At 72.2% G+C, this 25,124-nt stretch carries 22 protein-coding genes; 13 read left to right on the top strand and 9 right to left on the bottom strand.

Annotated elements, in window-relative coordinates:
• Nucleotides 1-182 precede the first annotated feature (182 nt).
• The 4 genes from ACIQ87_RS13410 (at nt 183) to ACIQ87_RS13395 (ending at nt 4,604) form a co-directional block, all read left to right on the top strand.
• On the top strand, nt 183-1,502 hold the full coding sequence (locus tag ACIQ87_RS13410; protein WP_402405620.1) for a hypothetical protein: 1,320 nt from the start codon (nt 183-185) through the stop codon (nt 1,500-1,502).
• A gap of 172 nt (nt 1,503-1,674) precedes the next feature.
• Nucleotides 1,675-2,967, top strand: a complete 1,293-nt coding sequence (locus tag ACIQ87_RS13405) for a TerD family protein (protein WP_402405808.1) — start codon at nt 1,675-1,677, stop codon at nt 2,965-2,967.
• 124 nt (nt 2,968-3,091) lie between these two features.
• Nucleotides 3,092-4,057, top strand: a complete 966-nt coding sequence (locus ACIQ87_RS13400; RefSeq protein WP_402405618.1) for an SGNH/GDSL hydrolase family protein — start codon at nt 3,092-3,094, stop codon at nt 4,055-4,057.
• 58 nt (nt 4,058-4,115) lie between these two features.
• Nucleotides 4,116-4,604 carry a GNAT family N-acetyltransferase gene (locus tag ACIQ87_RS13395; protein ID WP_402405807.1) on the top strand — a complete coding sequence of 163 codons (489 nt, stop codon included), beginning with the start codon at nt 4,116-4,118 and terminating at the stop codon, nt 4,602-4,604.
• A 5-nt stretch (nt 4,605-4,609) separates the two neighbouring features.
• Here the strand turns inward: ACIQ87_RS13395 and ACIQ87_RS13390 are convergent, their stop codons facing one another.
• Complete coding sequence (locus tag ACIQ87_RS13390) at nt 4,610-5,302, bottom strand: RraA family protein (protein ID WP_402405616.1); 693 nt, start codon at nt 5,300-5,302, stop codon at nt 4,610-4,612.
• A 149-nt stretch (nt 5,303-5,451) separates the two neighbouring features.
• On the opposite strand from ACIQ87_RS13390, the gene ACIQ87_RS13385 reads away from it, so the two are divergent.
• Nucleotides 5,452-6,045, top strand: a complete 594-nt coding sequence (locus tag ACIQ87_RS13385) for a Uma2 family endonuclease (RefSeq protein ID WP_402405614.1) — start codon at nt 5,452-5,454, stop codon at nt 6,043-6,045.
• 66 nt (nt 6,046-6,111) lie between these two features.
• On the opposite strand, the gene ACIQ87_RS13380 is transcribed toward ACIQ87_RS13385, so the two are convergent.
• On the bottom strand, nt 6,112-7,041 hold the full coding sequence (locus tag ACIQ87_RS13380; protein WP_402405613.1) for a proline dehydrogenase family protein: 930 nt from the start codon (nt 7,039-7,041) through the stop codon (nt 6,112-6,114).
• Nucleotides 7,042-7,206: 165 nt separating this feature from the next.
• Nucleotides 7,207-8,835: an L-glutamate gamma-semialdehyde dehydrogenase gene (gene pruA / locus ACIQ87_RS13375; RefSeq protein WP_402405611.1), complete on the bottom strand. Its 1,629-nt coding sequence runs from the start codon at nt 8,833-8,835 to the stop codon at nt 7,207-7,209.
• 490 nt (nt 8,836-9,325) lie between these two features.
• Between pruA and ACIQ87_RS13370 the strand changes: the two genes are divergently transcribed.
• The gene (locus ACIQ87_RS13370) at nt 9,326-10,927 is read left to right on the top strand and encodes a PucR family transcriptional regulator (protein WP_402405609.1); all 1,602 of its coding nucleotides are present in this window, start codon (nt 9,326-9,328) and stop codon (nt 10,925-10,927) included.
• Between the two features lie 44 nt (nt 10,928-10,971).
• Here ACIQ87_RS13370 and ACIQ87_RS13365 read toward each other — a convergent pair whose 3' ends face one another.
• Both ACIQ87_RS13365 and ACIQ87_RS13360 read right to left on the bottom strand, forming a co-directional pair.
• A complete protein-coding gene (locus tag ACIQ87_RS13365) occupies nt 10,972-12,462 on the bottom strand; it encodes an alkaline phosphatase PhoX (protein WP_402405608.1) in 1,491 nt (496 codons plus the stop codon).
• Nucleotides 12,463-12,669: 207 nt separating this feature from the next.
• Nucleotides 12,670-13,998 (bottom strand): hypothetical protein, encoded by a 1,329-nt coding sequence (locus tag ACIQ87_RS13360; protein WP_402405606.1) that lies wholly within the window; start codon nt 13,996-13,998, stop codon nt 12,670-12,672.
• A gap of 136 nt (nt 13,999-14,134) precedes the next feature.
• Between ACIQ87_RS13360 and ACIQ87_RS13355 the strand changes: the two genes are divergently transcribed.
• Nucleotides 14,135-14,608: a VOC family protein gene (locus ACIQ87_RS13355; RefSeq protein ID WP_402405604.1), complete on the top strand. Its 474-nt coding sequence runs from the start codon at nt 14,135-14,137 to the stop codon at nt 14,606-14,608.
• A gap of 82 nt (nt 14,609-14,690) precedes the next feature.
• Here ACIQ87_RS13355 and ACIQ87_RS13350 read toward each other — a convergent pair whose 3' ends face one another.
• The gene (locus tag ACIQ87_RS13350) at nt 14,691-16,364 is read right to left on the bottom strand and encodes a hypothetical protein (protein WP_402405602.1); all 1,674 of its coding nucleotides are present in this window, start codon (nt 16,362-16,364) and stop codon (nt 14,691-14,693) included.
• 359 nt (nt 16,365-16,723) lie between these two features.
• On the opposite strand from ACIQ87_RS13350, the gene ACIQ87_RS13345 reads away from it, so the two are divergent.
• Nucleotides 16,724-18,058: an MFS transporter gene (locus ACIQ87_RS13345; RefSeq protein ID WP_402405600.1), complete on the top strand. Its 1,335-nt coding sequence runs from the start codon at nt 16,724-16,726 to the stop codon at nt 18,056-18,058.
• Between the two features lie 28 nt (nt 18,059-18,086).
• Here the strand turns inward: ACIQ87_RS13345 and ACIQ87_RS13340 are convergent, their stop codons facing one another.
• From ACIQ87_RS13340 to ACIQ87_RS13330, 3 genes are all read right to left on the bottom strand, one after another.
• On the bottom strand, nt 18,087-18,980 hold the full coding sequence (locus ACIQ87_RS13340; RefSeq protein ID WP_402405598.1) for a Uma2 family endonuclease: 894 nt from the start codon (nt 18,978-18,980) through the stop codon (nt 18,087-18,089).
• A gap of 271 nt (nt 18,981-19,251) precedes the next feature.
• Complete coding sequence (locus ACIQ87_RS13335; protein WP_402405596.1) at nt 19,252-19,665, bottom strand: NUDIX hydrolase; 414 nt, start codon at nt 19,663-19,665, stop codon at nt 19,252-19,254.
• On the bottom strand, nt 19,662-20,327 hold the full coding sequence (locus ACIQ87_RS13330) for an NUDIX hydrolase (RefSeq protein WP_402405805.1): 666 nt from the start codon (nt 20,325-20,327) through the stop codon (nt 19,662-19,664). Before ACIQ87_RS13330 ends, ACIQ87_RS13335 begins: the two co-directional genes overlap by 4 nt.
• Nucleotides 20,328-20,752: 425 nt before the next feature.
• Here ACIQ87_RS13330 and ACIQ87_RS13325 point away from each other — a divergent pair, with 425 nt between their 5' ends.
• The 5 genes from ACIQ87_RS13325 to ACIQ87_RS13305 all read left to right on the top strand — a co-directional run bounded on the left by ACIQ87_RS13325 (nt 20,753) and on the right by ACIQ87_RS13305 (nt 24,552).
• On the top strand, nt 20,753-21,262 hold the full coding sequence (locus ACIQ87_RS13325) for a nucleoside-diphosphate kinase (RefSeq protein WP_402405594.1): 510 nt from the start codon (nt 20,753-20,755) through the stop codon (nt 21,260-21,262).
• Nucleotides 21,263-21,342: 80 nt separating this feature from the next.
• Entirely contained in the window at nt 21,343-21,642 is a 300-nt protein-coding gene (locus ACIQ87_RS13320; RefSeq protein WP_402405593.1) for a hypothetical protein, read from the top strand.
• Nucleotides 21,643-21,789: 147 nt separating this feature from the next.
• A complete protein-coding gene (locus ACIQ87_RS13315) occupies nt 21,790-22,374 on the top strand; it encodes a hypothetical protein (protein ID WP_402405592.1) in 585 nt (194 codons plus the stop codon).
• 43 nt (nt 22,375-22,417) lie between these two features.
• A complete protein-coding gene (locus tag ACIQ87_RS13310; RefSeq protein WP_402405590.1) occupies nt 22,418-23,182 on the top strand; it encodes a hypothetical protein in 765 nt (254 codons plus the stop codon).
• A gap of 2 nt (nt 23,183-23,184) precedes the next feature.
• A complete protein-coding gene (locus tag ACIQ87_RS13305; RefSeq protein WP_402405588.1) occupies nt 23,185-24,552 on the top strand; it encodes a hypothetical protein in 1,368 nt (455 codons plus the stop codon).
• The last annotated feature ends 572 nt before the right edge of the window (nt 24,553-25,124 follow it).

Genomic DNA, 25,124 nt, shown 5'->3' with positions numbered 1-25,124 from the left:
TATCGAGCGGGTATCCGCGAAGTGGGTGGGAACCGACCGGGGCGCGGTCGCCCGCTGGTACGCTCTCCCCCTCCCCGCGCGGGCCCGCGCGGAACCGGTCCTCGGCGGCCGGAGCCGGGCCCGGCGACGACGCGTGGGAGAATACGGCGACGCGACGGCGGCTTCGGGGAGGGAGGGGTCCGGTGGCTGTGCGCGAGGACACCGCGCGAGACGTGCGACACGAGCCCGTACGGCACGGCCGGCACGGGCGGCCGCGCCCGTTCGGCGGGCTGTTCCGGCTGCCCACCCTGCGCTTCTCCGGCGCCGCGATGGCGATGTCCACCGTGGTCGGCATCAGCATCGCCACCACCCTGCTGCTGAACGAGCAGCAGGGTGTCGGCCGCCGGGCCGGCGTCGCCCGGGTCGGCACCACCCCGCCGCCCACACCGGGCACCACCGACCAGGCCGAGGCGGCCTCCGCGCAGACCCCGACCGACGCTCCGTCGCCCGGCTCCACCTCCGGCCGCTCCGTCGACGGCCGGCCCTCGCCGAACCCCTCCTCGCGCCTCTCGGCGCACCCCACGGGGCCCGCGCCGGTCGCCGCCTCCCCGTCCGCGCCCCACGGCGGGAGCCCCGGCGCGCCCCAGACCGGCGGCCAGGCCTCGGCCGGACAGGACGCGCCGGCCTCCGGCACCCAGCTCGCCGGCACCGAGGCCCGCGTCCAGGCCGACCCCTCGCCCTCCCCTTCCGTCTCCGTCCCCCCGGTCCCGAACGCCAAGCAGCCCGGCTACGCCCCCGGTCCGGCTCCCGCCCCGGGCGCCGGGCAGCCCGACCAGGGCACGGCCGCCACCATCCCGGTGCCGAACCTCCCCGGGCTGCGGCCGACCCTGCCCACTCGCCCCGTGCCGCCGCCCGTCGCACCCCTCCCGGCCGTCGGGGAGACCTCGGCCGACACGGTCGACGGCACCGGCCCGGCCGGCCCCCGGCCCTCCGCGGACGCCGACCAGGCGCTGACCGGCGCCGCCCGGCTCTCCCCGCTCGGCCGCGACGGCCTGCTCCACCGGCTCACCCTCGCGGTGGCCGAGCCGGTCACCGCGTTGCAGGCCGAGTTCCGGCTCGCCCCGGGCGAGTCGGCCCCCGGCAACGGCACCGCCTGGACCGACCTGCCGGGCGCCGTGGTGACCGCCCAGCAGGAGCGCGGCACCCTCGTCTACCGCTTCACCACCCCGCCGGGCACCGACGTCCGGCCCGGCACCTACACCTTCGGCGTCCGCGGTGCCCGGCCGGCCGCCGACCCGTCCGCCGGGGTGCGCAGGGCGGCCCCGGTGGAGAGCTGGAGCGTCTCCGCCTTCGCGCTCGACGATCCCCGCGCGGTGGCCGCGCTCGGCACCTTCGGCCCGGTGCAGCCGCTGCCCGCGCCGGTCCCGGCGCCGGGACCGGCGCCGGACACCGTAGCGGGTGCCGGGGCGGGTGCCGGGGCGGGTGCCGGGGCGGCCACCGCCCCTGCCGCCACGGCGCGCTGACCTGCCGAAGGCCGCCCTGTAACGGTCGTTCGACGATCCGGCAGCAGGCCGTTCCGGACGGGCGCATCCCCGTACCCCCGTTCGTTACTGTGGGCAGCACCCGGCCCGGCGCCCCCGACGGCCCCGGCCGGGCCGCCGATCCGCACCCGAGGAGGAGTCCGTGTCCACCGTCCTGACCCAAGGCGGCAACGCACCGCTGACCGCCGCGCGAGTGACCGTCGAGGTCACCGCGCCCAAGGCGCTGGACGTCTCCGGCCTGCTGCTGACCGATGCCGGAAAGGTCCGCTCGGACGACGACTTCGTCTTCTTCAACGCCCCGAACGGCCCCGGTGTCAGCCACCGCCCGGCCACCGCAGGCTCCCCCGACGCGATCACCGTCGACACCCGGGCCGTCCCGGCCGGCATCACCAAGATCGTGGTGACCGCGAGCCCCGCCGACCAGGTCTCCACCTTCGCCGGGATGGAGCCCACCGCCACCGTCCGCGACGCGGACACCGGGGAGGCACTGGTCACCTTCACCCCGCCCCGGCTGGGCCTGGAGACCGCGCTCATCGTGGTCGAGGTCTACCTGCGGGGCGGCGTCTGGAAGGTGCGCGCGGTCGGCCAGGGCTACGCCGACGGCCTGGCGGGCATCGCGACCGACTTCGGCGTCACCGTCGAGGACTCCCCGGCGCCGGCCCCGGTTCCGGTTCCGACCCCGGCGCCGGCCGCTCCTCCGGTCGCGCCTCCGGTCTCGATGGACCGGACCGTCCAGCTCCCGGCCCCGCCGGCCGCCCCACCGATGCCGCCCGCACCGCCCGTGCCGCCGACCGCCCCGGTCGACCCGCGGATCGCGCTCGCCACCGGCCAGACCGCCGTCCCGCCGGCGGCTCCGACTCCGACTCCGACCAAAGTCACCCTGGACAAGGGCCGGGTCAACCTGGTCAAGGGCAGCTCGGTCTCCCTGGTCAAGAACGGCCGCCCCTTCCTCTCCTCCGTCCGGATGGCGCTCGGCTGGAAGTCCGCCGCCCGCGGCCGCGCCATCGACCTGGACGCCTCCTGCCTCGCCTTCGACGCCCGGCACAAGCGCCTGGAGACGGCCTGGTTCATGAAGCTGAACATCTTCAACGGCGCGATCTCCCACTCCGGCGACAACCTGGTCGGCGGCGAGGGCGGCGACGACGAGGTGATCACCGTCCACCTGGAGGGTCTGCCGGCCGAGGTCCACGGGCTGGTGTTCGTGGTGAACTCCTTCTCCGGGCAGAAGTTCACCGACGTGCGCGACGCCTACTGCCGGCTGCTGGACGCCCGTACGGAGGAGGAGCTGGTCCGCTTCGACCTCACCCGCTCCGAGCCCCACACCGGTGTGATGATGTGCAAGCTGGTCCGCCGACCGGGCGGCGAGTGGGAGATGACAGCACTAGGCGAGTACGTCGACGGCAAGACCGCGCGGGCGATGATCGAGCCCGCCGCCGCGGCACTCTGACCCCCGGCGTCACCGCGACGCCCATGGATTCACCCCTCTGAGGCATCAAGTCGTCCACACGGCGACTCGATTGACTCTCAGGGGGGTGAACCGCACTCTCCCCCGCACCCCGAGGAGGAGAGCCGTGCCAAGCTTCCCGTCCCGCCTCGCCGTCGCCGGCACCGCCGCCGTGCTCGCCGCCGGGCTGATCACCCCGACCACCGCCCAGGCCGCCACCCGGCCGGGCGACCGCGCCGTCGCACTGCGGTGGACGGCCCTCGGCGACTCCTACACCGCCGGGGTCATCGAGGCCACCGGTGACGAGACCGACCCGCGCGACGGCTGCGCCCGTACCGTCGAGTCCCACCCCGAGATCATCCGCCGCGACCTGGGCTCCCTGGTCGACCTGCGCAACGTCAGCTGCAGCGGCGCCACCACCGACGGCGTCGACGTGACCGCCCAGGCCCCGCTCGGCCGCCCGCTCCCGCCGCTCGGCACCGACCCGAACGGCCCCTACCCGGCCGTCCCGCCGCAGATCGACGCCGTCGACGCGGCCACCGACCTGGTCACCGTCGGGGTCGGCGGCAACGACCTCGGCTTCGCCGAGATCCTCAAGAGCTGCATCGAACTCGGCGCCGTCCAGCTCGGCCAGGGCACCCCCTGCAAGGACAAGTTCGACGCGAGCCTGCCCGACCGCTTCGACCGGCTGCGCAACGGCTACGACCGGATGCTGACCGCGCTGCACGCCAAGGCGCCGTCCGCCAAGGTCCTCGCCGTCGGCTACCCGCACCTCGTCCCCGAGAACGCCGCGCTCTGCCAGTACGGCAACCTCCTGCAGTTCGGCACCTTCACCGCCGGCGACCTCGGCTGGGCCCGCACCGCGCTCCTGGAACCGCTCAACGCGCTGATCGCCGGGAGCGCCGCCGCCCACGGCGACACCTTCGTGGACCTCTACCCCGCCAGCGCCGGCCACAGCGTCTGCGACGCCGACCACTGGCTGGACGGCGTGCTGACCAGCGTCCTCCCCCTCGAGTACGCCGTGGTGCACCCCAACGCGACCGGGCAGGCGCACACCGCCGCCCTGGTCGAGAACGCCGTCCTCGGTCGCTGACCCGCCCGGAAAACCGTTCGCCCGCCCGCCCGTCGGGGGCCATCCTGGTCCGATGCCCATCGAGATCCGCGAGGCCACCCCCGAGGACTGGCCGGCCGTCTGGCCGTTCTTCCACACCGTCATCGCCGCCGGCGAGACCTTCCCCTTCCCGCTGGACATGGACTCCGAGCTGGGCCGGGAGTGGTGGATGCTCACCACCCCGGACCGCACGGTGGTCGCGGTGGACGAGGACGGGCGTGTCCTCGGCACCGCCAAGATGAACCGCAACCGCCCCGGCAACGGCTCGCACGTCGCCAGCGCGAGCTACCTGGTCGACCCGGCCCACCACGGCAGGGGGATCGGGCGGGCACTGGTCGAGTACTCCCTCGACTGGGCCCGCCGGAGCGGCTTCCGCGCCATGCAGTTCAACGCGGTCGTCGCCAACAACCACCACGCCGTGCGGCTCTACGAGTCACTCGGCTTCACCATCGTCGGCACCGTCCCCGAGGCCTTCCACCACCCGGTGGACGGCTACGTCGGCCTGCACGTCATGCACCGCCCGCTGTAGGGCCGTCACTCCTCGATCGCCCCGCCGACCCGCCGCAGGTGCTGCCGGAAGCTGTACGCCGGGTCGGCGGCGCGCCGCTCCAGGTACTCGTCGAAGCCGGTCTGCCGGCGCAGCGTGTCCCCGGAGACGATCCGCGCGGCCTGCTCGCGCTCGGTCCGGGCGATCGCGCCGGCCGTCTCCAGCACCTCCGCGACCCGGTCGGCGGGCACGAACAGCACCCCGTCCGGGTCGGCGAACACCACGTCCTCGGAGCTCACCGGGTGCGGCCCGAACTTCGCCGTCAGCAGCGCCTGCGGCTCCCGGGCGTCCAGCCGCACCGGGCCCAGCGGCAGCGCCCCGTAACTGAACACTGGCAGCCCGATCTCCCGCAGCTCGGAGGTGTCCCGGTGCAGCCCCCACACCACGATCCCGGCCACCCCGGAGGCCCGGGCCTCCAGCACCGCGAGGTCCCCGATGCAGGCCTCGTCGGTGCGCCCGCCGTTGTCGATCACCAGCACGTCCCCGTCCCGGGCCGACCCGTACGCCTCCAGGAACACGTCCACGCTCCCGTAGTGCCGCACCGGCAGCGCCCGCCCCGCCACCCGGGCCCCGGCCACCACCGCCGCCACCCCCGTCGGCGCCACCCGCAGCCCCACCCCGAGCCGCACACAGGCGTCCGCCACCAACGGCGTGGACAGCTCCGCGAAAGCCTTCAGCATCCCCAACTCCTCCGCTCGAAAAGCCAGTTCACCAGCAGGGGAATCCTAGGCGAGACCTCAAACCCACACCATCGAGTGAAACTCCGGCGTATACGGCACAGCCCGGCCGGGCCGCGAATAGCGTGACGGTCCTCTGAAGGAGGGGCATCATGTGTGCTGTGGCGCATGAGCAACCGATCACGGGCTCCCCATCGCAGGCCGACATCCTGCTGGAGAGCTTCCTGAGCCTGCACTCCCCCGAAGGCTTCCGAGCCGAGCTCATCGAGGGAGAGATCATCGTGGCACCACCGCCGGACGGCGATCACGAGGACTACATCGACCTTCTCATCGATCAGGTGAAGGCCAAGGCCAAGGTCCACATGCAGGTGTCCGGAGGCAAGGGTCTGCGGCTCGTCAGCGGCGGGCTCTGTCCGAAGAACCACGTCATCCCGGATGCGACGTTCGCGCCGCGAGAACTCCGACTCTTCCGCGGTGCACCACCGTGGATGGAACCCGACGGCGTGGCCATGGTCGCAGAGGTCACATCGAGCAAGCCCGACCATGACCGCATCACCAAGCGACACTGCTACGCCCGCGCCGGCATCCCGCTCTACCTGCTGATCGACCGCGAAAAGTCGCAGGTGAGCCTTTTCTGCAAGCCCCACCGCGAGGAGTACACGGAGGTGCACCTCGCCGCCTTCGGCGAACCGCTCGCCGTCCCGGCCCCGTTCGAGTTCGAGTTGGACACCAAGGACTTCCTCTAGAGCCGAGGACGCGGACGGCCCGCACCCCCCGTCAGGGGTGCGGGCCGTGGCCTGGGGCGCCGGAGGTCAGCCGCGGGTGGCCATGGCGCGCAGGAAGAAGGTCAGGTTGGCGGGGCGCTCCGCGAGGCGGCGCATGAAGTAGCCGTACCACTCCTGGCCGTACGGGAGGTACACGCGCATCGTGTTGCCCTCGCCGGCGAGGCGCAGCTGCTCCTCGGGGCGGATGCCGAACAGCATCTGGTACTCGAAGGAGTCCCGCTTGCGGCCGTTCCACTGGGCCAGCTGACCGGCGATCTTGATCATGTTGGGGTCGTGCGAGGCGATCATCGGGTAGCCCTCGCCCGCCATCAGGACCTTCAGGGCGCGGACGTACGCGAGGTCGACCTCGTGCTTGCCCTGGAAGGCGACCGACTCGGGCTCCTTGTAGGCGCCCTTGCACAGGCGCACGCGGGAGCCGGCGCCGGAGAAGTCGCGGCAGTCGGCCTCGGTGCGGCGCAGGTAGGCCTGGAGCACGACGCCCAGCCAGGGGAAGTCCGCCCGCAGCTCGCGCGCGATGGCGAGGGTGGAGTCGGTGGTGGTGTGGTCCTCCATGTCGAGGGTCACCGTGGTGCCCGCGTCGGCGGCGGCCTCGCAGATGCGGCGGGCGTTCTCCAGCGCGATCTTCTCGCCGTCCACCGGGAGGAACTGGCCGACGGCCGACAGCTTGACCGACACCTCGGCGCCGGCCGCGAGGCCGGTCTCCTTGAGGGCCTTGAGCAGGTGCTCGTAGGCCACGGCGGTGTCGGCGGCCTGGGCGGCGTCCTGGGTGTCCTCGCCGAGGTGGTCCAGGGTGACCTTGCGACCGGTGGCGATCAGGTCGTCGGTGGCGGTGACCGCGTCGTCGAGGACGTCGCCGGCGACGAAGCGCTCGACTATCGCGTGGGTCGGGGGGAACTTCTCGACCACGGTGCGGACCTGCGGGGACCGGGAGGCCGCGAGAAGGGCGGAACGGAGCATCGTGACTCCTGGAGCTGGTGTTTCCAAGGGTGGCAGAAGGGCCGGGGCGGCGGGTACGGGGGTGGGGCCCCGCCGCCCCGGCGGGCGACGCCCGGCTGCGGGACCGGGCGTCGCGGGTGACCGGTGGCTACTGGACGAGCCGTGCGATCGGTGGTGCGGGGCTGGTCAGCCCATGTGCGGGTAGCGGTAGTCCGTCGGCGGGACGAAGGTCTCCTTGACCGAGCGGGTGGAGGTCCAGCGCGCCAGGTTCTGCTTGGCGCCCGCCTTGTCGTTGGTGCCGGAGGCCCGGCCGCCGCCGAAGGGCTGCTGGCCGACGACGGCGCCGGTCGGCTTGTCGTTGATGTAGAAGTTGCCGGCCGCGAAGCGCAGCTTGTGCATCGCGTCCTGGGCCGCGGCGCGGTCCTGGGAGATGATCGAGCCGGTCAGGCCGTACGCCGACACCGACTCCATCTGGGCCAGCATCTCCTCGTACTTCTCGTCCTCGTAGACGTACACGGCGAGGATCGGGCCGAAGTACTCGTCCTTGAAGTACTCGCTCGACGGGTCCTGGCAGACCAGGACGGTCGGGCGGACGAAGTAGCCCACCGAGTCGTCGTAGGTGCCGCCGGCGAGGACCTCGACCTGCGGGTCGGCCTGGGCGCGGTCGATGGCGGCCTTGTTCTTGGCGAAGGAGCGCTCGTCGATGACGGCCGACATGAAGTTGGACAGGTCGGTGACATCGCCCATGGTGAGGCCGTCGACCTCGGCGGCGAACTCGTCCTTGAGGCCGGCCCAGATCGACGCCGGGACGTAGGCCCGCGACAGCGCCGAGCACTTCTGGCCCTGGAACTCGAAGGCGCCGCGGGTCATCGCGGTCTTCAGGACCTTCGGGTCGGCGGACGGGTGGGCGACCAGGAAGTCCTTGCCGCCGGTCTCGCCGACGATCCGCGGGTAGGTGCGGTAGCCGGCGATGTTGTTGCCGACCTCGCGCCACAGGTGCTGGAAGGTGGCGGTGGAGCCGGTGAAGTGGATGCCGGCGAGCGCCGGGTGCTTGAGCGCGACCTCGGAGACGGCCAGGCCGTCGCCGGTCACCATGTTGATGACGCCCTTGGGCAGGCCGGCCTCCTCCAGCAGCTGCATCAGCAGGTGCGCGGAGAACTGCTGGGTCGGGGACGGCTTCCACAGCACCACGTTGCCCATCAGCGCGGGCGCGGTCGGCAGGTTGCCGGCGATCGCGGTGAAGTTGAACGGGGTGATCGCGTAGACGAAGCCCTCCAGCGGGCGGTGGTCGCTGCGGTTCCACACGCCGTCCGAGGAGATCGGCTGCTCGGCCATGATCTGGCGGGCGAAGTGCACGTTGAAGCGCAGGAAGTCGACCAGCTCGCAGGGCGTGTCGATCTCGGCCTGCTGGGCGGTCTTGGACTGGCCGAGCATGGTGGCGGCGGCCAGGGTCTCGCGCCAGGGGCCGGCCAGCAGGTCGGCGGCCTTGAGGAAGATCGCGGCGCGGGAGTCGAAGGAGAGCGCCTGCCAGGCCGGAGCGGCGGCCAGGGCAGTGTCGATGGCGTCCTGCGCGTCGGCCTGGGTCGCGTTGCGCAGGGTGCCGAGCCGAGCCGCGTGGTTGTGCGGCTGGACGACGTGGATCTCGGTGCCGCCGCCCATCCGGCGCTCACCGTTGATCGTCATGGTCAGCTGGACCGGCTCCTGGCCGCCCAGCTCCTTCAGCTTGGCCTCCAGCCGGGCCCGTTCCGGGCTCCCGGGGGCGTAGCTGTGGACCGGCTCGTTCACCGGCGCGGGGACCTGGGTCACAGCGTCCATAGAGCGCACGCTCTCCTTCGTTCAGTGCGGGGGATCGACCGGCGCGGGTTGCACACCGACCACAGCACGAACGCTATTCCTGGCCACCGGGCCACATGATTGGCCGGGCGGCTAAAGTCCCCCGTACGGCGTTGTCCGGCCCGACGAATCGGGTCACGCCGCGGTCACGAACCGCCTCCGGCCGCCCCACTGTTCACACCCCCTCGCACCACCCCGGCCCGCCTCGCGCCCCCGGGCTCACGCCCCGGGCTCTCTCGACCGGCTCACGCTCCGGCGCCCGCCTTCCGGGCGTTCACCACCGCGGCCCCGGCCGCGACCGCCTTCCACTCCGGCCGGGCTGCGGCTCCCCGAGCTGCGCGATGAGGTTCTCGGTGCAGCGCCGCTCGGCCTCCGGCAGCGCGAGGGCGTAGTCGTCCTCGACGACGAAAATCTGTCCGTCCGGCTAAAATCAACCACAAAACGTTGTCCGAGCGGATGAAGGAGGGCCGACGTGACCACCCCCGGCCTGCCGCTCCGTCAACTCCTGATGTCCCTCGGCGAACCGCTGGTCGAGCTGCAGGCCGCCCCACTCGGGCTGGACGTCCCGGTGCGCGACGTCGCCATCCTCGACCCGGAGGACCCCCCGACCGCCGCCGCCGGCGAACTCGTGCTCGCGATCGGTGCCCGCGGCCGCGCCGCCCTGCCCGCCCTGCGCGCGGCCGGCCGGTCCGGAGCCGCCGCCGTCGCGGTCAAGCTGGACGGCCCCGGCCAGGCCGACGCGCTGCGCGAGGCCGCCACCGACGCGGGCGTCGCCCTGCTCTCGGTGCGCCGGGAGACGCGCTGGGAACACCTCGACTCGCTGGCCCGGGCGATCATCGCCGGCCCGGACGCCCCGGACGCCCCCGGCTCCCCCGAGCCCAACGCGGGCGACCTCTTCTCCCTCGCCCAGACCGTCGCCGTGCTCACCAACGGCATCGTCTCGATCGAGGACACCTCCAGCCGGGTGCTGGCCTACTCCCGCTCCTCGGACTCCGACGAGGTCGACGACCTGCGCCGGCTGTCCATCCTCGGCTGGCAGGGCCCCGAGCCGTACCTGTCCAAGCTCCGCGAGTGGGGCATCTTCCAGCACCTGCGCAGCTCGGACGCCCCGATCGCGGTCGAACCGCACCCCGAGCTGGGCCTGCGCCGCCGCCTCGCGGTCGGCATCCGGGCCGGGGCGCAGCCGCTCGGCACCATCTGGGTCCAGGAGGGCTCCCAGCCGCTGGCCCCGCTGGCCGAGCAGGCCCTGGTCGGCGCCGCCCGGGTCGCGGCCGCCCAGCTGGTGCGCCGCCGCCGGGAGCTGTCCGCCGACGTCCGGCTCACCCAGACCCTGCTGACCGGCCTGCTGGAGGGCTCCACCGGCCCCCAGTCGCTCGCCACCCACCTCGGGCTGGACCTGCGCCGCCCGGCCACCGTGCTGGCCTACAGCGCGCACACCACCGACGCGCTGCACCGCTCCGACGTCACCGGCCTGATCTCGGTGCACACCGCCGCCCGGCACCGCACCGCACTGCTCGCCCCGATCGACTCCCGGGTGTACGTGCTGCTGCCCGAGCTGCCCCCCGGGCTGCCGATGACCACCGTGCGCGACTGGGCCTCCGAGGTGGTGACCGCCGCCCGCGAGCACCTGGGGGTCCCGCTGCGCGCCGCGATCGGCTCGACCGTCGACGGCCTGGCCCAGGTCCCCGACTCCCGGGCCCAGGCGGACCGCATCCTCGACGCGATGGGCCGCGGCGGGGTGGACCTCGACGTCGCGGCGCTGATCGACGTCCAGGCGGAGGTGCTGGTCAGCGAGATGCTCGCGCTGCTCCAGGAGCGCACCGGCCTGCGCGACCCGCGACTGACCGCGCTCACCGAGTACGACCGCCGGCACGGCACCCGGCTCGCCGAGTCCGTACTGGCCTGGCTGGACGCGCTGGGCGAGGTGCGGGTGGCCGCGGACGCCCTGCACATCCATCCCAACACCCTGCGCTACCGGGTGCGCCGCGCCGAACAGTTGACCGGCATCGACCTCGCCCAGCCGCAGCAGCGCCTGCTGGCGATGCTGCAACTGCGACTGCCCGCGGACGAGTAGTCCGCGGGCAGTGCGGCAGTCAGCCGGTCAGATCCGACGGATCGTCACTCGCCGTAGCCCTGGCCGCGCTTGTGCTCGTTCAGTCGGCGCCACGGGCCGCTGACGGCCAGCTGGATGCCCGGGGTCTGGATGTTGGCGAACAGGGTCTTGCCGTCGTCCGAGAAGGTCACCCCGGTGAACTCGCTGAACTCGGGCTTCTCGGCGGTGCCGATGTTCAGCTCGTTGCGGGCGATCGGGAAGACCAGGCCGTCCTCGGTGGCGCCGAACAGGTGCGAGACGCCCTCGCCGTCCTCGGCGATCACGATGCCGCCGTACGGCGAGACGGTGATGTTGTCCGGGCCGTCGAAGTTGTCGTGGTCGCCCCAGACATCGCTGTTGACGCCCAGCAGCACCTTCAGGGTGATGGTGCGGCGGTTCGGGTTGTAGAACCAGACCTGGCCGTCGTGCTGGAGCGGGCTCTCCGAACGGGCGTAGCTGGAGACGAAGTAGAAGCCGCCGTCACCCCACCACATGCCCTCCAGCTTGCGGGCGCGGGTGACCTCGCCCTCCTTGAACTGCTTGCGCACCGAGACGGTCCTGGCGTCGCGGTCCTGGACCTTGACCCAGTCCACGCCGTAGGTGGTGCCGACCTTGGTGGCGCGGGAGAGGTCGTCGACGAACTTGCCCTGCGCGTCGAAGACCTTGAAGGCCTCCAGCACACCGGCGTCGTCGGCGAGCCGGCGCAGCTTGTGGCGGCCGTGCTTGAAGCCGGCCGGCGGGGTCCAGCGGAACAGCAGGCCGTTCGGGTTCGAGGCGTCCTCGGTCAGGTAGACGTGGCCCTTCTTCGGGTCCACCACGACGGCCTCGTGCGCGTAGCGGCCGAAGGCCTTCACCGGCTGCGGGTCACGGTTGTAGTCGTCGTCGAACGGGTCGACCTCGAAGACGTAGCCGTGGTCCTTGGTGAAGCCGTTCTTGCCGGCCTTGTCCTCGGTCTCCTCGCCGGACAGCCAGGTGCCCCACGGGGTCACGCCACCGGCGCAGTTGGTGGCGGTGCCGGCGATGCCGACCCACTGCTCGACCGAGCCGTCCCGCTTGGCGTGCACGATGGTGCAGCCGCCGGCCGCGCCCGGGTCGTAGACGTGGCCCTCGATCAGCGGCACCGGGTGCGGCCAGTTGGCGCGGGCACCGGCCAGCTCGTGGTTGACGACCATCAGGTTGCCGCCGCGCTCGTCCTCGAAGGCGGAGGTGCCGTCGTGGTTGCTCGGGGTGAACTCGCCGGTGCGCAGCTTGGTGACGCCGGCCCGGTTGAGGACCTTGTACGAGAAGCCCTTCGGCAGGGAGAGCAGGCCGGCCGGGTCCTGGACCAGCGGACCGTAGCCGACGGCGGTGCCGGCGGCCGAGTTGGTCCCGGCGGCCGCGGCGGCCGGCGCCTCGCCGCCGACCGGGGCGGCGATCGCGCCCGGGGCGCTGGCCAGCGCCTCGGCGCTGCCGGCGATCAGCACGCCGGCCCCGACGAGGGTGGAACGGTTGACGAAGTCCCGGCGGGACAGCGACATGGCAGCAACTCCTGAGGATGAGCGGGGGCGTCGGTGCGGGATGCCGACGCCCAGCAGGCTCCGCCGGACGGGTGAACCCGACATGACGTCCACCTCACACCCAGGCGGCCATTTGCCGACCGATGACCGTCACATGACCTCGGCTTTACACGTGTCCCCGTCAGACAACCCGCTGCGGACACCACGCCCCACCCGCCCGGCACCCCGTCAGCGCCGCGCCGCCCGCCACTGCTCCCAGGCCGACAGCCACAGCTGCTCGGCCAGCCGCTGATCCTCCCAGACCCCCGCCCCGCCGCCGCCCGGCCGCTCCCGCCACAGCTGCGCCCACGCCCGCTGCGCCGGCAGGCTCGCCACCTCGCTCGCGAACACCGTGTACCGGACGACCTCCTCGACGGCCGCCTCGCCCTCCGGCGTGCCGACAAGCCAATGCGTCTGCTGGGAAAGCCGGTTGAGGTGGTTCACCATCGAGGCCACCGCCGCCACGGCCTCCTCCCGGGTCTCGGTGGCCAGCCGCATCTGCTGACGCACCGCCGCCTCCCAGCGCACCGCGCCGACCTCCCCGCGCAGCCCGCGCGGCAGCCTCGGCGTGCGACCGACCCGCACCTGCGCCTCGATCGCGGCGGACTCGGCGACGCTCTGCGCGATCAGCGCCCGGTGCGCCTCCATCCCGACCACCGGCGGCAGTTCGCGCTCCTCGACCGGAACGTGGCGGGCCCGCCTGGCGGCCAGGTCGCGCAGCAGCTCGGTGCGGCCGCGCAGGCAGCGCTCGAAGTCGCCGATCGAGCCGAGCTCCAGCGCTCCGGGGGCCACCCCGCGCCCACACACCGTGACGGTCAGCCCGCCGACCCGCAGCCGCCCCGCCCACACCGGTTCCGGCCCGGCCGCCGCCGGGGCACCGGGCTCCGGCACCGGCCGGTCCTCGTGCACCTCCACCGCGCAGGGCTCGCCGTCCACCGTGATCCATGCGCGCAACGCCCGCACCCGGCCCGGCCCGTCGCCCTCGTCGACACCCAACTGCTCGTAGACGCGGTCCCGTTCGTCCTCGACCAGGTCCTCCAGCTCGGGCAGCTGCTCACCCCGGTCGGCGCCGGGCCGGTAGGTGCGCACGGTCACGTACGGGCCGGCCGCCGAACGCCAGTCACCGCACTGGACCTCGACCCAGCGCAGCTCGCCGCCGGAGGTCTCGAAGGCGGCCAGCGCCTCACCGGCCGACGTCCCACCCGCCCGTGTCCTGTCCACAGGCACCCCGTCCACCGGCGCCCCGCCGACCACGCCGTACACCGGGAAGTCGGCCGCCGCCAGGGTCCTGCGGGAGAACTCCTCCTGATCGGCGAACCGGTCGGCATACTGCTCCGCGGGCTGATCCCCGGGCTGATCCGCGGACCGCCCGGCCGCCCGGTCCGGTGCCCGGCCCGCGGGCCCACCGGCGAAACGGTCCTCCCGGACCGGCCGGTCCGGAGCCGGGGCGGACCCCGGGGAGCCGGTGTTCCGCTTCTGGTGCCCGCCGCCGCTCTCCCGCACCATCCTGTGTCGCACCCCCGAGTCCTCGCGCCCGCACCGCTGACGCCACCTTACGTGGCCGCAGCTGCCGGGTCATCAGCTCCGCCTCCGGACGCGGGTGGTGCCCGTGTCAGGAGGCCCGTTGTCAGCCACCCTCCCTAACCTGGGCGGCATGACAGCACAGAACGACGCAGCACAGGACCGGACCGGACCGGGCACCTTCCCCGCCCGGATCAGCATCGTCACCCTCGGGGTGACCGACCTCGACCGCAGCGCCCGCTTCTACGAGGCGCTCGGCTGGAAGCGCTCCGCCGCCTCCAGCCCGGAGATCGTCTGGTTCCGCACCGCCGACTCCGCGCTCGGCCTCTTCCCCACCGAGGAGCTGGCCGCCGACGCGGGCGTGCCCGCCACCGGCGAGCCCTCCTTCCGCGGCGTCACCCTCGCGGTGAACCTGGAGTCCCCCGCACTGGTGGACGCCGCGCTGCGGACGGCGGTGGAGGCCGGCGCCGTGGTGGTCAAGCCGCCGGTCCCGACCGACTGGGGCGGCTACTCCGGCTACTTCGAGGACCCGGACGGCCACCTCTGGGAGCTGGCCCACAACCCGTTCTTCCCCTTCACCGAGGACGGCTCGCTGGACCTTCCCTGACCGGGGCCCCGGAGCACACCGCGGGGCCTCGGCCCCCGGCGCACACCGGGAGGCCCCGGCTCCCGGAACACACCGTGAGGCCTCAGTTCCTGGAGCGCGCCTTGAAGGCCGCCTTGCGCGCCTCCTTGGCCAGCGCCCGGTCCGGGTGCAGCTCCCCGATGGCCTCCAGGACGTCCGCCGTGTACGGGTGGTCGACCCGCCACAGCTCGCCGAACCACCCGGCCGGGTCGCCGTTCACCGGCAGGTCGGTGATCAGTTCGCGCAGCAGCTCGGCGTCCCCGCCGTTGTCCAGCAGCTGGGCGGCGAAGGTGTCGACCACCGTCCACAGCGCCATCGCCCGGTCCGGCACCGGCACGTCCGTCGCCCCCTGCGCGGTCAGCCAGGCCCGTGCCGCACCGCCGAGCTCCGGGTCGTCCATGACCTCCCGGACGGCCGGCGCCGCGTCCGGCCCGAGCAGGTTGAGCGCCGAGACGCAGAGCATCCGGCGCAGCGGGCCGTAGCCGTCGGTGCCGCGCGCCGCCGCGAGCAGTTCGCGCGCCGCCGCCACCGGTTCGCGGTCGGCGGTCCACACCCGCAGCTCCTCCTCGGGGAGCACGTTGGCCGACTCGCACACCCCGCGCAGCAGCTCGGCCGCGTCCCCCTTGGCGAGGTCGCCGACCAGCGGCGCGTCGTAGCCGTCCTCCAGCAGCCACTGCCGGATGCCGTACTGGCCGAGCGGGGTGAGCCGGACCAGCCCGAACCGGGCCGACTCCTCCTCGTCCAGCGGCTCCTCGCCGACCACGGCGGACTCCCCGCCGTCCTCCTCGTCGAACAGCTCGGGGTCGATCGGGCGGTACTCCAGCAGGCCGAGCTCGGCGAGGTCGCCCAGCATCGGGTCCAGCGCGACCATCACGTCGGTGATGTCGCCGAGCAGCTCCTCGCTCGGCTCCTCGCCCTCCGGGACCACCAGCAGCGCGGCCAGCACGCCCAGCGGCACGGTCTCGTTGCCGGGCTCGGCGAAGGCGGTGGTCTCGTAGAGCACCTGCAGGGCCTCGTCCAGCAGTTCGGCGGCCTCGTCGCGGGCCTCCTCGACCTCGGAGAGCCCGTCCTCGTCCTCCTCGACCTCCCCGGCGGGCTCGGCGCCCTCGCCCGCCCCGCCGAGCCCGGCCGGCTCGCCCTCGGCCTCCGCCCCCTCCGGGGCGGAGTCCGCCTCGACGGCCAGCTCCCGGACGATCCCGGCGGCGGTCAGCCACAGCTCCAGGACGGTCTCCGGGTCGCCCTGCTCGGCGGGCTCCAGGTCCGGGCCGGGGACGGCGACGTGCTCGCCCTCCGCGGTCGTGCCGAGCTCCACCAGGTCCAGGTCGCAGGCCAGCGACCAGGCCCGCAGCGCCTCGACCTCGGCCTCCTCGGGCACCTCGCCCCCGGCCCCGCCCTCACCCTCGGCCGGGGCCAGGCCCAGCAGCCGGGCCGCGGGCGCGCGGTCCGCCTCGACCAGGTCCCCGAACTCGTCCACCGCCCGGTGCGGGGCGGCCCAGCGGGCCAGCGCCAGCGCGTACCCGAACATCGGTACGGCCTTCGCCTGCTCGGCCAGCTCGCGCTCGGCGGGCAGCTTCACCGGCGGGACCAGGACGGCCGCGTCGTCCAGGTCCTCGTCGTCCAGCCCGTGCGCGGCGAACGCCCCGTAGAGGTCCTGCAGCTCCAGGTCGGCCGGCAGCACGGCCTCGGTGCTGCCCTCACCCGCCGGAGCCCCGGTGTTCTTGCGACGTCGTCCGGCCATCGTTGTGCGCTCTCCCTCAGCCAGCGGTCAGCCCAACAGCGCCGCGTACCGATCCACCACCTCAGCGTATAGGTCGGGCACCCCCGATGCCCGGCCGTGTGGGGCGCGTCCAGGGGCGCGCGCCGTGGGCGTACGCCTACCCTTTATCCTTCGGTCTGGTACCGCGCACACCCCGCGCGTGCCACCGGGGCAACGAAGCCCACCGCCCTCCACCCGACCCCGGGCCGGAGGGGCCCTCTTCAGCTCACCTCGCCCCACCTGGGAGCCCTCACCCGCGGCCACCACCACAGCGCCTCCGGACGGGCGCGCCGGCACACCCCGCCGACCCCGGTGGTGCCCGGCCACAGGAGACCCCTGCCATGGCGGACCTCTCCCCCGCCGGCTCCGGCCTGCGCACCGCGCAGTTCGACGGACGCCGACTGTCGGAGGCCCTGCTTCCCCTGGAGCTCGCGCCTCGCGCCCAGCTCCAGCTCGCCGCGATCAGCCGCTGGAACGCGCTGCGCGGCGTCCGCGTCGGCCTGGTGGCCGCCGCCCTGCTGCTGATGCTGATCGGCGCCAACCTCGCGACCCCGATCTACTCGCTGCTCCAGCAGCGGCTGAACCTCACCGCGCTCGACACCACGGTCCTCTTCGCGGTCTACGTGTTCGCGCTGATCCCGGTGCTCGCCGTCGTCGGCCACTGGTCCGACCACCTCGGCCGACGCGCCCTGATCCTGCCCGCCGTCGCGCTGTCCGCCATGGGCGACGTCGTGTTCGCCACCGCCGGCAGCTTCTGGCAGCTCGCCGCCGGGCGGGCGGTCCAGGGCATCGCGGTCGGCCTGGCCACCGGCGCCGCCGGAGCCGCCCTCGGCGACCTGCTGCCCGACCGCCCGACCCTCGCCGCCAAGATCACCCTGGCCTGCTCGGCGGGCGGCGTCGCGCTCGGCCCGGTCGTCGGCGCCCTGCTGGCCGGCGGCTCCGACCCGCTGCTGACGCCCTTCCTGCTGCACGCCATCGCCCTGGTGGCGCTCTGCGTGCCACTCGCCCTCCTCCACCCCCGGATGCCCGGCCGCAACCGCCCGCCGGCGTCGCCGCCCCGGATCACCACCCCGGCCCACCTGCGCCCGCAGCGCCTGCGCCTGCCGCGCACCGGCCGCCGGGAGTTCCTGCTCGCCGCCATGGCCGGATTCGTCTCCTACGCGGTCTTCGGCGTCTACCTCAGCCTCGCCCCGGCCTTCGCCGCCAACCTGCTGCACACCGACTCCAAGCTGGTCGGCGCGATCGTGGCCGCCCTCCTGCTCGGCTCCTCGGCCGCCACCCAGCTGATCGTCCCGCCCACCTCGGACCGCGTGGTCACCGCCCTCGGCATGACCGGCCTGGCCACCGGCCTCGGTCTGGTCGTCGCCGCCGGGTACACCGGCACCCCCGCGCTGCTCTTCATCGGCAGCGTCCTCGGCGGCATCTCCCAGGGCGTGGCCTACCGCTCCCTGTTCACCGGCGCCGTCGCCGCGATGAACCCCGAACGCCGGGGCTCCGAGCTGAGCGCCCTCTGGGTCATCGTCTACCTCGGCAGCTCCGGCCCGATCATCGCCCTCGGCGCCCTCGTCCAGCGCTACGGCCTCCTCCCCGCCGTCAGCGGCTTCACCGCCCTCGCCGCCGCCCTCTGCGCCGCCCTGGCCCTCGCCATCGCCCGCAAGCCCAAGCCGACGGCCTGACCCGTACGAGAAACGCCGCTGCCCGGGACTACTCCAGTAGTCCCGGGCAGCGGCGTTCGGCCACGAGCGGCGCCCACCCATCCCCACTTCGCCCGCCGCCGGGTGAAAACCCGCGCATCATCCCCTCGCTGCGCATGTTCGCCACCGTTCCCCACCATCCACCCCCCACCCACCTGCCGGCGGGTGCCCGCCCCGGGCCTGGCCGCGTGCCGCCCAGTCGGGCGGCACGCGGCCACTGGAGCGGTAGCACCAAGCGGTCCACAAGGCGTCCCCACTCCCAAGGCTTCCATCTGTCAGTGCTGATCTCGATGCAAAAGGGCTCCGGCAACCGGACGGTTTCGCCGAACAGCCACTCCCCCAGCATCTCGTAGGTCCCGGCTCCTTGGTTCGGCTTCCCGAAGAGCGTCACCCCAGGCTGCCCCGGACCTCGGTCCACCAGCAGGTAGTACGGCACCCCGGTCCACGCATACCCCTGCCGCTTGGCACTGCGATCGTTGTGCGCACTGAAGGGCGCCGTGACCTCAGCTACCAATGTGATCTCGTCCGGGCGAAGGTACCGATCCTTCGCCTCCGACAGAATCGCTGACTCCACCTCTGAGGCCACGATCACGAGGTCCGGGACACAACCGTCCCCGATCTCCGCAAGGTCGAGCCCGACCGCCTGCACCGCCTGCACCGCCTGCACCGCCTGCCACAGACAACTCGGGTTCGTGACTTCGGCGCAGAACGCCGCCTCTTGAACGTCCGAGACGGTCGCAGCGTGGCCGACGCTCGGACAAGGCGTCACCACGAACTCCCCACCGATCACCTCGGCCCGAAGAACTTCGGTCAGCAGCAAGTGCTCGTCCAGTTCGCCACGAACCCACAGCGCATACGGCGATTCGGGCAGAATCCTCCGCCCAGACGCGACAACGAACGACATGCCCTCACCCCGGCCGCCCGCTGGCAGACGCGGCACTCTCGCGCAAACCTTTGCCCCGAAGGAGCGGTTTGCGCGGCAGCAGGTTGATAACTCCTCCCGAAGAACGGCAGATCCTGTCTCCGCCCCGCTGGATGCGATCCAGCGGGGCGGACTGCTGCCAGGCGGGAGGCGCTGGGCATGTCATACGCCATGGTCAATACCGAGGAGGTTCACGGCGCGATTGACCAATAGCTCTACGGGCGGCCACCCAGTGGATGGCCGCCCGTAGAGCTCAGGCAGTTAGCACAATGTCCAGGTATGCCTGCACAGGCTCGAAGAGCCCGTACGGCACATACTCGGGGATCTCGGCGAGAGCCACCCACGCGAGCTGGTCCAGCTCCTCCGTGTCGACCACCTCGGCCGTGCCACTGACGGCCTCGCAGGCCGTGTACGACATCAGCCGACCGGTCTTCGGATGCACCCGCTCGCCCAGGAGCTTGACGGCGGCCACGCCCAGTCCGGTCTCCTCCGCCGTCTCACGAACGGCGGCGTCCTCGGGCGACTCGCCAGCCTCGATCTCGCCGGCCGGAAACTGCCAGGAGAGTTGGCCCTCGCTCACCCGCCGCCTGACCATCAGGACGCGGCCTTCATGGACCACGATCGCGGCGGCAATACCCGGGCGTTCCTCCGCAGTCTGCTGTGTCACGTCTGCTCCTCCACGGCGGCCAGGATGGGTGGGAAGATCGTATCCGCGTCGATGAAGCGGGTCACCGAGTTTCGAGGAACCCACATCACGTCGACGTTCTCGACAGCGTCGCTGTTGGTTGCCTCGCCAGCCAGGTACTCGCACAGGAAGTACTCGCACAACACGCCCGTCACGGGGTGGACACGACTGCCGAGGCTCCCGCGGACGGCGCAGTGAACCCCGGTCTCGTCCAGCGTCTCCCGAACTGTCGCGGTCTCCGGCTTCGCGCCGGGCTTGATCACCCCAGCAGGGAACTGCCAGGTGATCCCGGACGCGTCGCCGTCGCGCCGGCAGACCAGCAGCACGTCGCCCTGCCGGAGGACAACCGCGACGGCCACCCGCAGGGCCTGTGCAGTTGGCGTGCCGGACTCGGAGGCTCCGTCGCCGCATTCTTTCGCTGCCAGGAGGGCGAAGCGCTGACGAGCCGTGTCGGAAGCTCTTTCATGCGCGGCGTCGAGGAGCTGCTGCATCTCAGCTCGCGGTACAACGGAGGAGTCGGCGTGCCATGTGGCCACCGTTCTCACCGCGATCCCGAGCTGGTTGGCGAAAGCCTCGTTGGTGAGGCGGAGGGCGGACTGGAGCAGGCAGGCGTAACGACCGCTCCAGACCTCGATGACGTCCAACGCCGTTCCCTCTCCGTCGTGGTCGCTGCAGTACAGGAGGCGTGCGTCGAAGATGCACATCGACTGCACTGGCGCTTCATCGCTGCGCGGCGTGGATACCGGAAGACTAGTGGTCGGCACCCCGAGGCCAGGCTCACCTAGGCAACTTGAGCTCTGGAAGCGTTCGGGGAGTAGCAGGACACACACGCCGACCCCCTTGGAGATTCTAGGTGAGCACCCGAAGCAGGACAGCGAGTTGGGCGATTGTGCCCGCAAGACCGCAGTGTCGACGGGGTAGCGGATCGAATGCCACCGAACCGCGCAGAGTTCACCCGTTCGGGGTGTAGGTCGGAGCGCCGAAAGTGGCTCGCCAGCGCCGGTAACCTCAGTTCATGACGGACTGATTGTTCGTCATGTCTGAATGCCAGTAAGCCGAAAGGGAACTGATGGCCGAAATCCAGGTCCACACGGTCGAGCGCACGCTCGTCCTGCTCAAGCCCGACGCGCTGGTGCGCGGCCTCGGGGGAAGGATCATCTCGCGCTTCGAGGACGCCGCGTTGAAGATCGTCGGCGTCAAGATGAAGTGGATGGACGAGGAGTTCACCCGCAAGCACTACTTCGACCTCGAAGAGCGGCTCGGGGTCGAGGTCTACAACCTCACGGCCACTTTCATGCAGCAGGGGCCGGTCATCGCCCTGGTGCTGGAGGGCTACGACGCCATCGCCACCGTTCGAAAGATCGTGGGCAGCACCTACCCGAACCAGGCTCCGGCCGGCACGATCCGCGGCGACCTCTCGCACATGAGCTCCGCGGGCAGTGTGGCAGTCGGTAAGGCCGTGGCCAATCTGGTCCACGCCTCCGGCAACAAGGAGGAGGCCGCGCAGGAGGTCGAGCTGTGGTTCGACAAGGATGAGTTGCACGAGTACCGCACGCTGGCGGAGATCTTCACCAACTGACGGCAGGTCGCGGCGTCACCACTGGGACGCCGCTGCGTTGACCACCACCGGGGCACCACCGTCTGATCTGAGAGGGCACCATGACCAACCAGACCCGCCTGGCATGCGCCGAGGAGCTGGAGTCGATCTTCCAGCGCGAGCTGGCGACCGACCGCTGGGCGGCCACCGAAACCGCCTACGCGCTGGCGGTCCGCCTCCGGGATGCCGGCGACTGGCCCAAGTCCCGCGAGTGGGTGCAGCAGTGCCTCCAGCTGCTGGAGGGTTTCCCGAGCGAGACCGAGGACCAGACGGCGACCACCCGCGTGGCGGTCGGCGGCGTCCCGCTGCCGAACTACCTGCACGCCGGCGTGATCCGCGAGCGCTTCGGCGACCTGGGCTGATCCATCCCGGGTGGTGCGGCCGGTGAAACGACGGCTGGCCGCACCACCCGGCACCACCAACTCCATACCGCCCCATCCGAACCAGCCAGGGGACACCCCACCTTGGTTCGGCTGGACCCGCCATGCCTGAAACGAGGAGACACGACCGTGGCTGTCGAGATCGAGATGCGCGCCCGCTTCGACAAGGAGACCCATGACCGGCTCATGGACCGCCTGAGGCAGGACGGCGAGGACCTGGGCGACGACGCCAAGCACATCTACTTCTACGTGCTGCCCGAGCAGTTGCTGAAGGTCACGGACAACACCGCCGCCGGCACCGCCAAGATCACTCTCAAGGGCAGCAAGATCGGCCAGGGCTCGGCCGTCCCCGAGACCGAGTTCGCCATCGCCCGCGAGGACGTCCCGGCGGCCGTGAAGGTGTTCAACGCGCTCGGCTTCGAGCCCGCGATGCACGAGGCGTTCAACTTCCGCCACAACTTCCGCTTCCAGGACGTGGAGATCGCGCTCAAGTGGAGCGAGGCGTGGGGCTACCACGCCGAGTTCGAGGTGCTGCTCGACGACGGCGCCTCGGACGCCGCCCGCGACGAAGCATCCGCCCAGATCATCGACATCGCCTTCGAACTCGGCGTGACGCTGATGAGCGACCAGGAACTGGCCGACTTCGCCGCCGCCTTCGAGGCCGCCGAGCAGGTACGCAAGGCGCGCGAGGCACAAGCCGCGCCGATCCGGTAGAAGCCCCTCACCGCGGTAGACCACCAGAAGGGGGTGGGCGCAGATGAGCACGACCCCGACGACCACGAGCCTGGTCGACCTGGCTGCCCGAAGGCAGCTGCCGCACCACCAGTACATGGACCCGGCCACCATTGAGTGGATCAAGGCCAACCGGCCCGATCTCGGCGCGGCCTGGCCACCGCCCCTGGGGCCGGCCTCGAAGCAGCTCCTGGACCGGTCAGCTCTTCCGGCGGCGTGGCTGGCGGAGCCCCGCCTCCAGGATTCACTCCACGGTGTCCGGCACAGCATGCGGACCGCCGCGCTGGCCGCCCTGCTCGCCGAGATCCATGGGCTGGACGATGCCGACACCGCCACGGTCGTCCTGGCCGCCGCCGTCCACGACTGCCAGCGCCTGCACGACAAGGACGACCGGGGCCACGGTGCCCGTGCCGCAATCTGGCTGGCCGCCAACGCCGACGCCGTCTGGACCCACTTCGACATGGTGGCCACGCCCCGGCGGATCATCCAGGCGGCGACCGCCATCCGCCTGCACGACCTGCCGTACGACGCCTTCTGCCCGGACGATCGGGCCGACTACGCCCGCGCCGAACTCATCTGCGACCTGGTGAAGGCTGCCGACGCGCTCGACCGTTACCGCCTGCCGAAGCTCAGCTGGTGGCCCGACGTGCGGCACATTCGTGAACCGGCCTTCGACCAGCTCCGCGCCATCGCCTTCAACCTCGTCGTCATCTCCGAGACCGCGCACCTCGCCGGAGCCAGCAGCGCCGAAGCCGTTCGGTTCGCGCTCGCCGAGAAGGGACTGGTGTAGCCGTGAACCTCCGCGACGCCTACGGCCGGTGGGCCGACGCGCACGCCTTCTTCGACTCCGCGCTGCTGCCCGACGCCGGGCGCGGCGACCCGCTGACGGCCCACACGGCCGCCTGGCACAAGCGCCTGACCGGCGAGACGCCGAACGGCAGCCTGCTCCGCAAGAACGCGCTCTTCGACAGCCTGAGCAGCGACGGCAAGCTGCACCTGCTCCACGTCACCCACGCCCTGGAGGAGATCAGCGAGGAGGGCGTGCTCTACCCCTCCGGCGGATGCCTCGTCGGCAGCATCTACTGCGCGCCGCTCACACTGACCGAGCACGGCTTCCGCATGCACAATCTGGCCGCCTACGTCCTCACCAAGGAGGCCCCGGCCTCCATCGCCAAGGTCGGCCCGAGCGGACGCACACCCACACCGCTGATCTTCGAGATCACCGCGCCGCCCCAGGCGTACCGCGGATTGGCGGGCGTGGACTACCTGCGGCTGGGCTCGATCCACCTGCAGATCTACACCGACCTGGAGTACCTGCTCAGCAAGACCGAGCGCCACCACCTGCGCGAGACCGTCGTCGGCCGGATCAAGAACTCGGCCGCGTTCCTGGCCCTGGCCGCCAGCGTCATCTACCAGGCCTCGACCGTGGCCACGGAGGGCTTCCTGCAGCTGCTGGATGCGGCCATCCCCCGGCTGCCGATCCTCGGCTACCTCTACTTCGAGGCCCTAGCCGAGTACCTCATGCTCCACTCCACCTCCGCACGGACCCGCCAGCTGGCCGACCTCGGGGAGTTCAACAACTGGCTCTACAAGGAGATGCTGTTCGCCTCCTTCCCGGACATGGCCGGCAAGTTCAATCTCGCCAGGTTCCGCCCCCGCCCGCAGCAACTGGCGTCACTCCTGCAGCGGGTGGACCCGACCATCGACGCCGACCACGCCCGCACGTACGTGGTCGAGCGGATCAGCTACCTGGTCGCCGCCCGGCTCTTCACCAGCGGGCAGGTGCCCGAAGCCTGGCATCGAACCCGCTGGGAGTTCGACAGCCTCGCCACCCAGCTCGGCCCGCTGCTCGGCCACCTCATCCACCGGGAGCTCCGCAGCTTCGGCCGCTACCCCGACTTCTACTTCTACTTCGACCAGCACAAGGCCCTGCAAGCCTGGAACTACTGGAACCACATGGACATCGTGGTGCCGTTCAACGGCACGATGCCCAAGGGCGAGATCGGCATCAACCCGGCCTACCCGAATTTGGACTACCGCGTCTGGCGTGCCGAGCCGGACGGCTCCGGGCACCTTCACCCTGCCGAGCAGTTGGCGCTGAGCATCGCGCCGCGTCTGGTCGACATCAAGTACACGCTCATGCGCAACAGCAGCCGCTGACCGCTGCCCCACGCCCCCTCGACGACCGATCGTGGAGGAAACGCATGCCCACCCACGGCCCAACCCCATCCACCGCCGCCTGGCCGACGCCCTCCAGCCCGCCGAGACGCTCTTCACCGAGATCTACCGCACCAATCACTGGGGATCCCCTGAGTCGGTCTCCGGGCCCGGTTCCGAGATGCGCCAAACCGAGGCCGTCCGGGCCGCCCTCGCCTCGGTGCTCGCGCACTACCCGATCCGCACCGTCACGGACGCCGGATGCGGCGACGTCAACTGGGTCCGCCCCGTCGACGGATTCGACCGGCTGAACGCCTACCTCGGCCTCGACGTCGTCCCCGACCTCGTCCAGCTCAACCAGGAACGGCACGGCAGCGAGCGCGTCTCCTTCCGCCAGGCCGACCTGAGCAGCGACAACATCCCGGCAGCGGACCTCGTCATCGCACGGGACTGCCTCGTCCACCTCACCCACCACGAGGTGCTCACGTTCCTCGACCGCGTGGCCACCAGCGGCTCGACGTACTTGCTCGCCACCACATACGTCGGCCTCGCCGGGAACCGCGAAACCACGGACA

Source organism: Kitasatospora sp. NPDC096204, from assembly GCF_044763205.1.
Classification (GTDB): Bacteria; Actinomycetota; Actinomycetes; order Streptomycetales; family Streptomycetaceae; genus Kitasatospora.
Note: the sequence above shows the minus strand (reverse complement) of the source record. Positions and strands in the feature narration are given on the sequence as shown.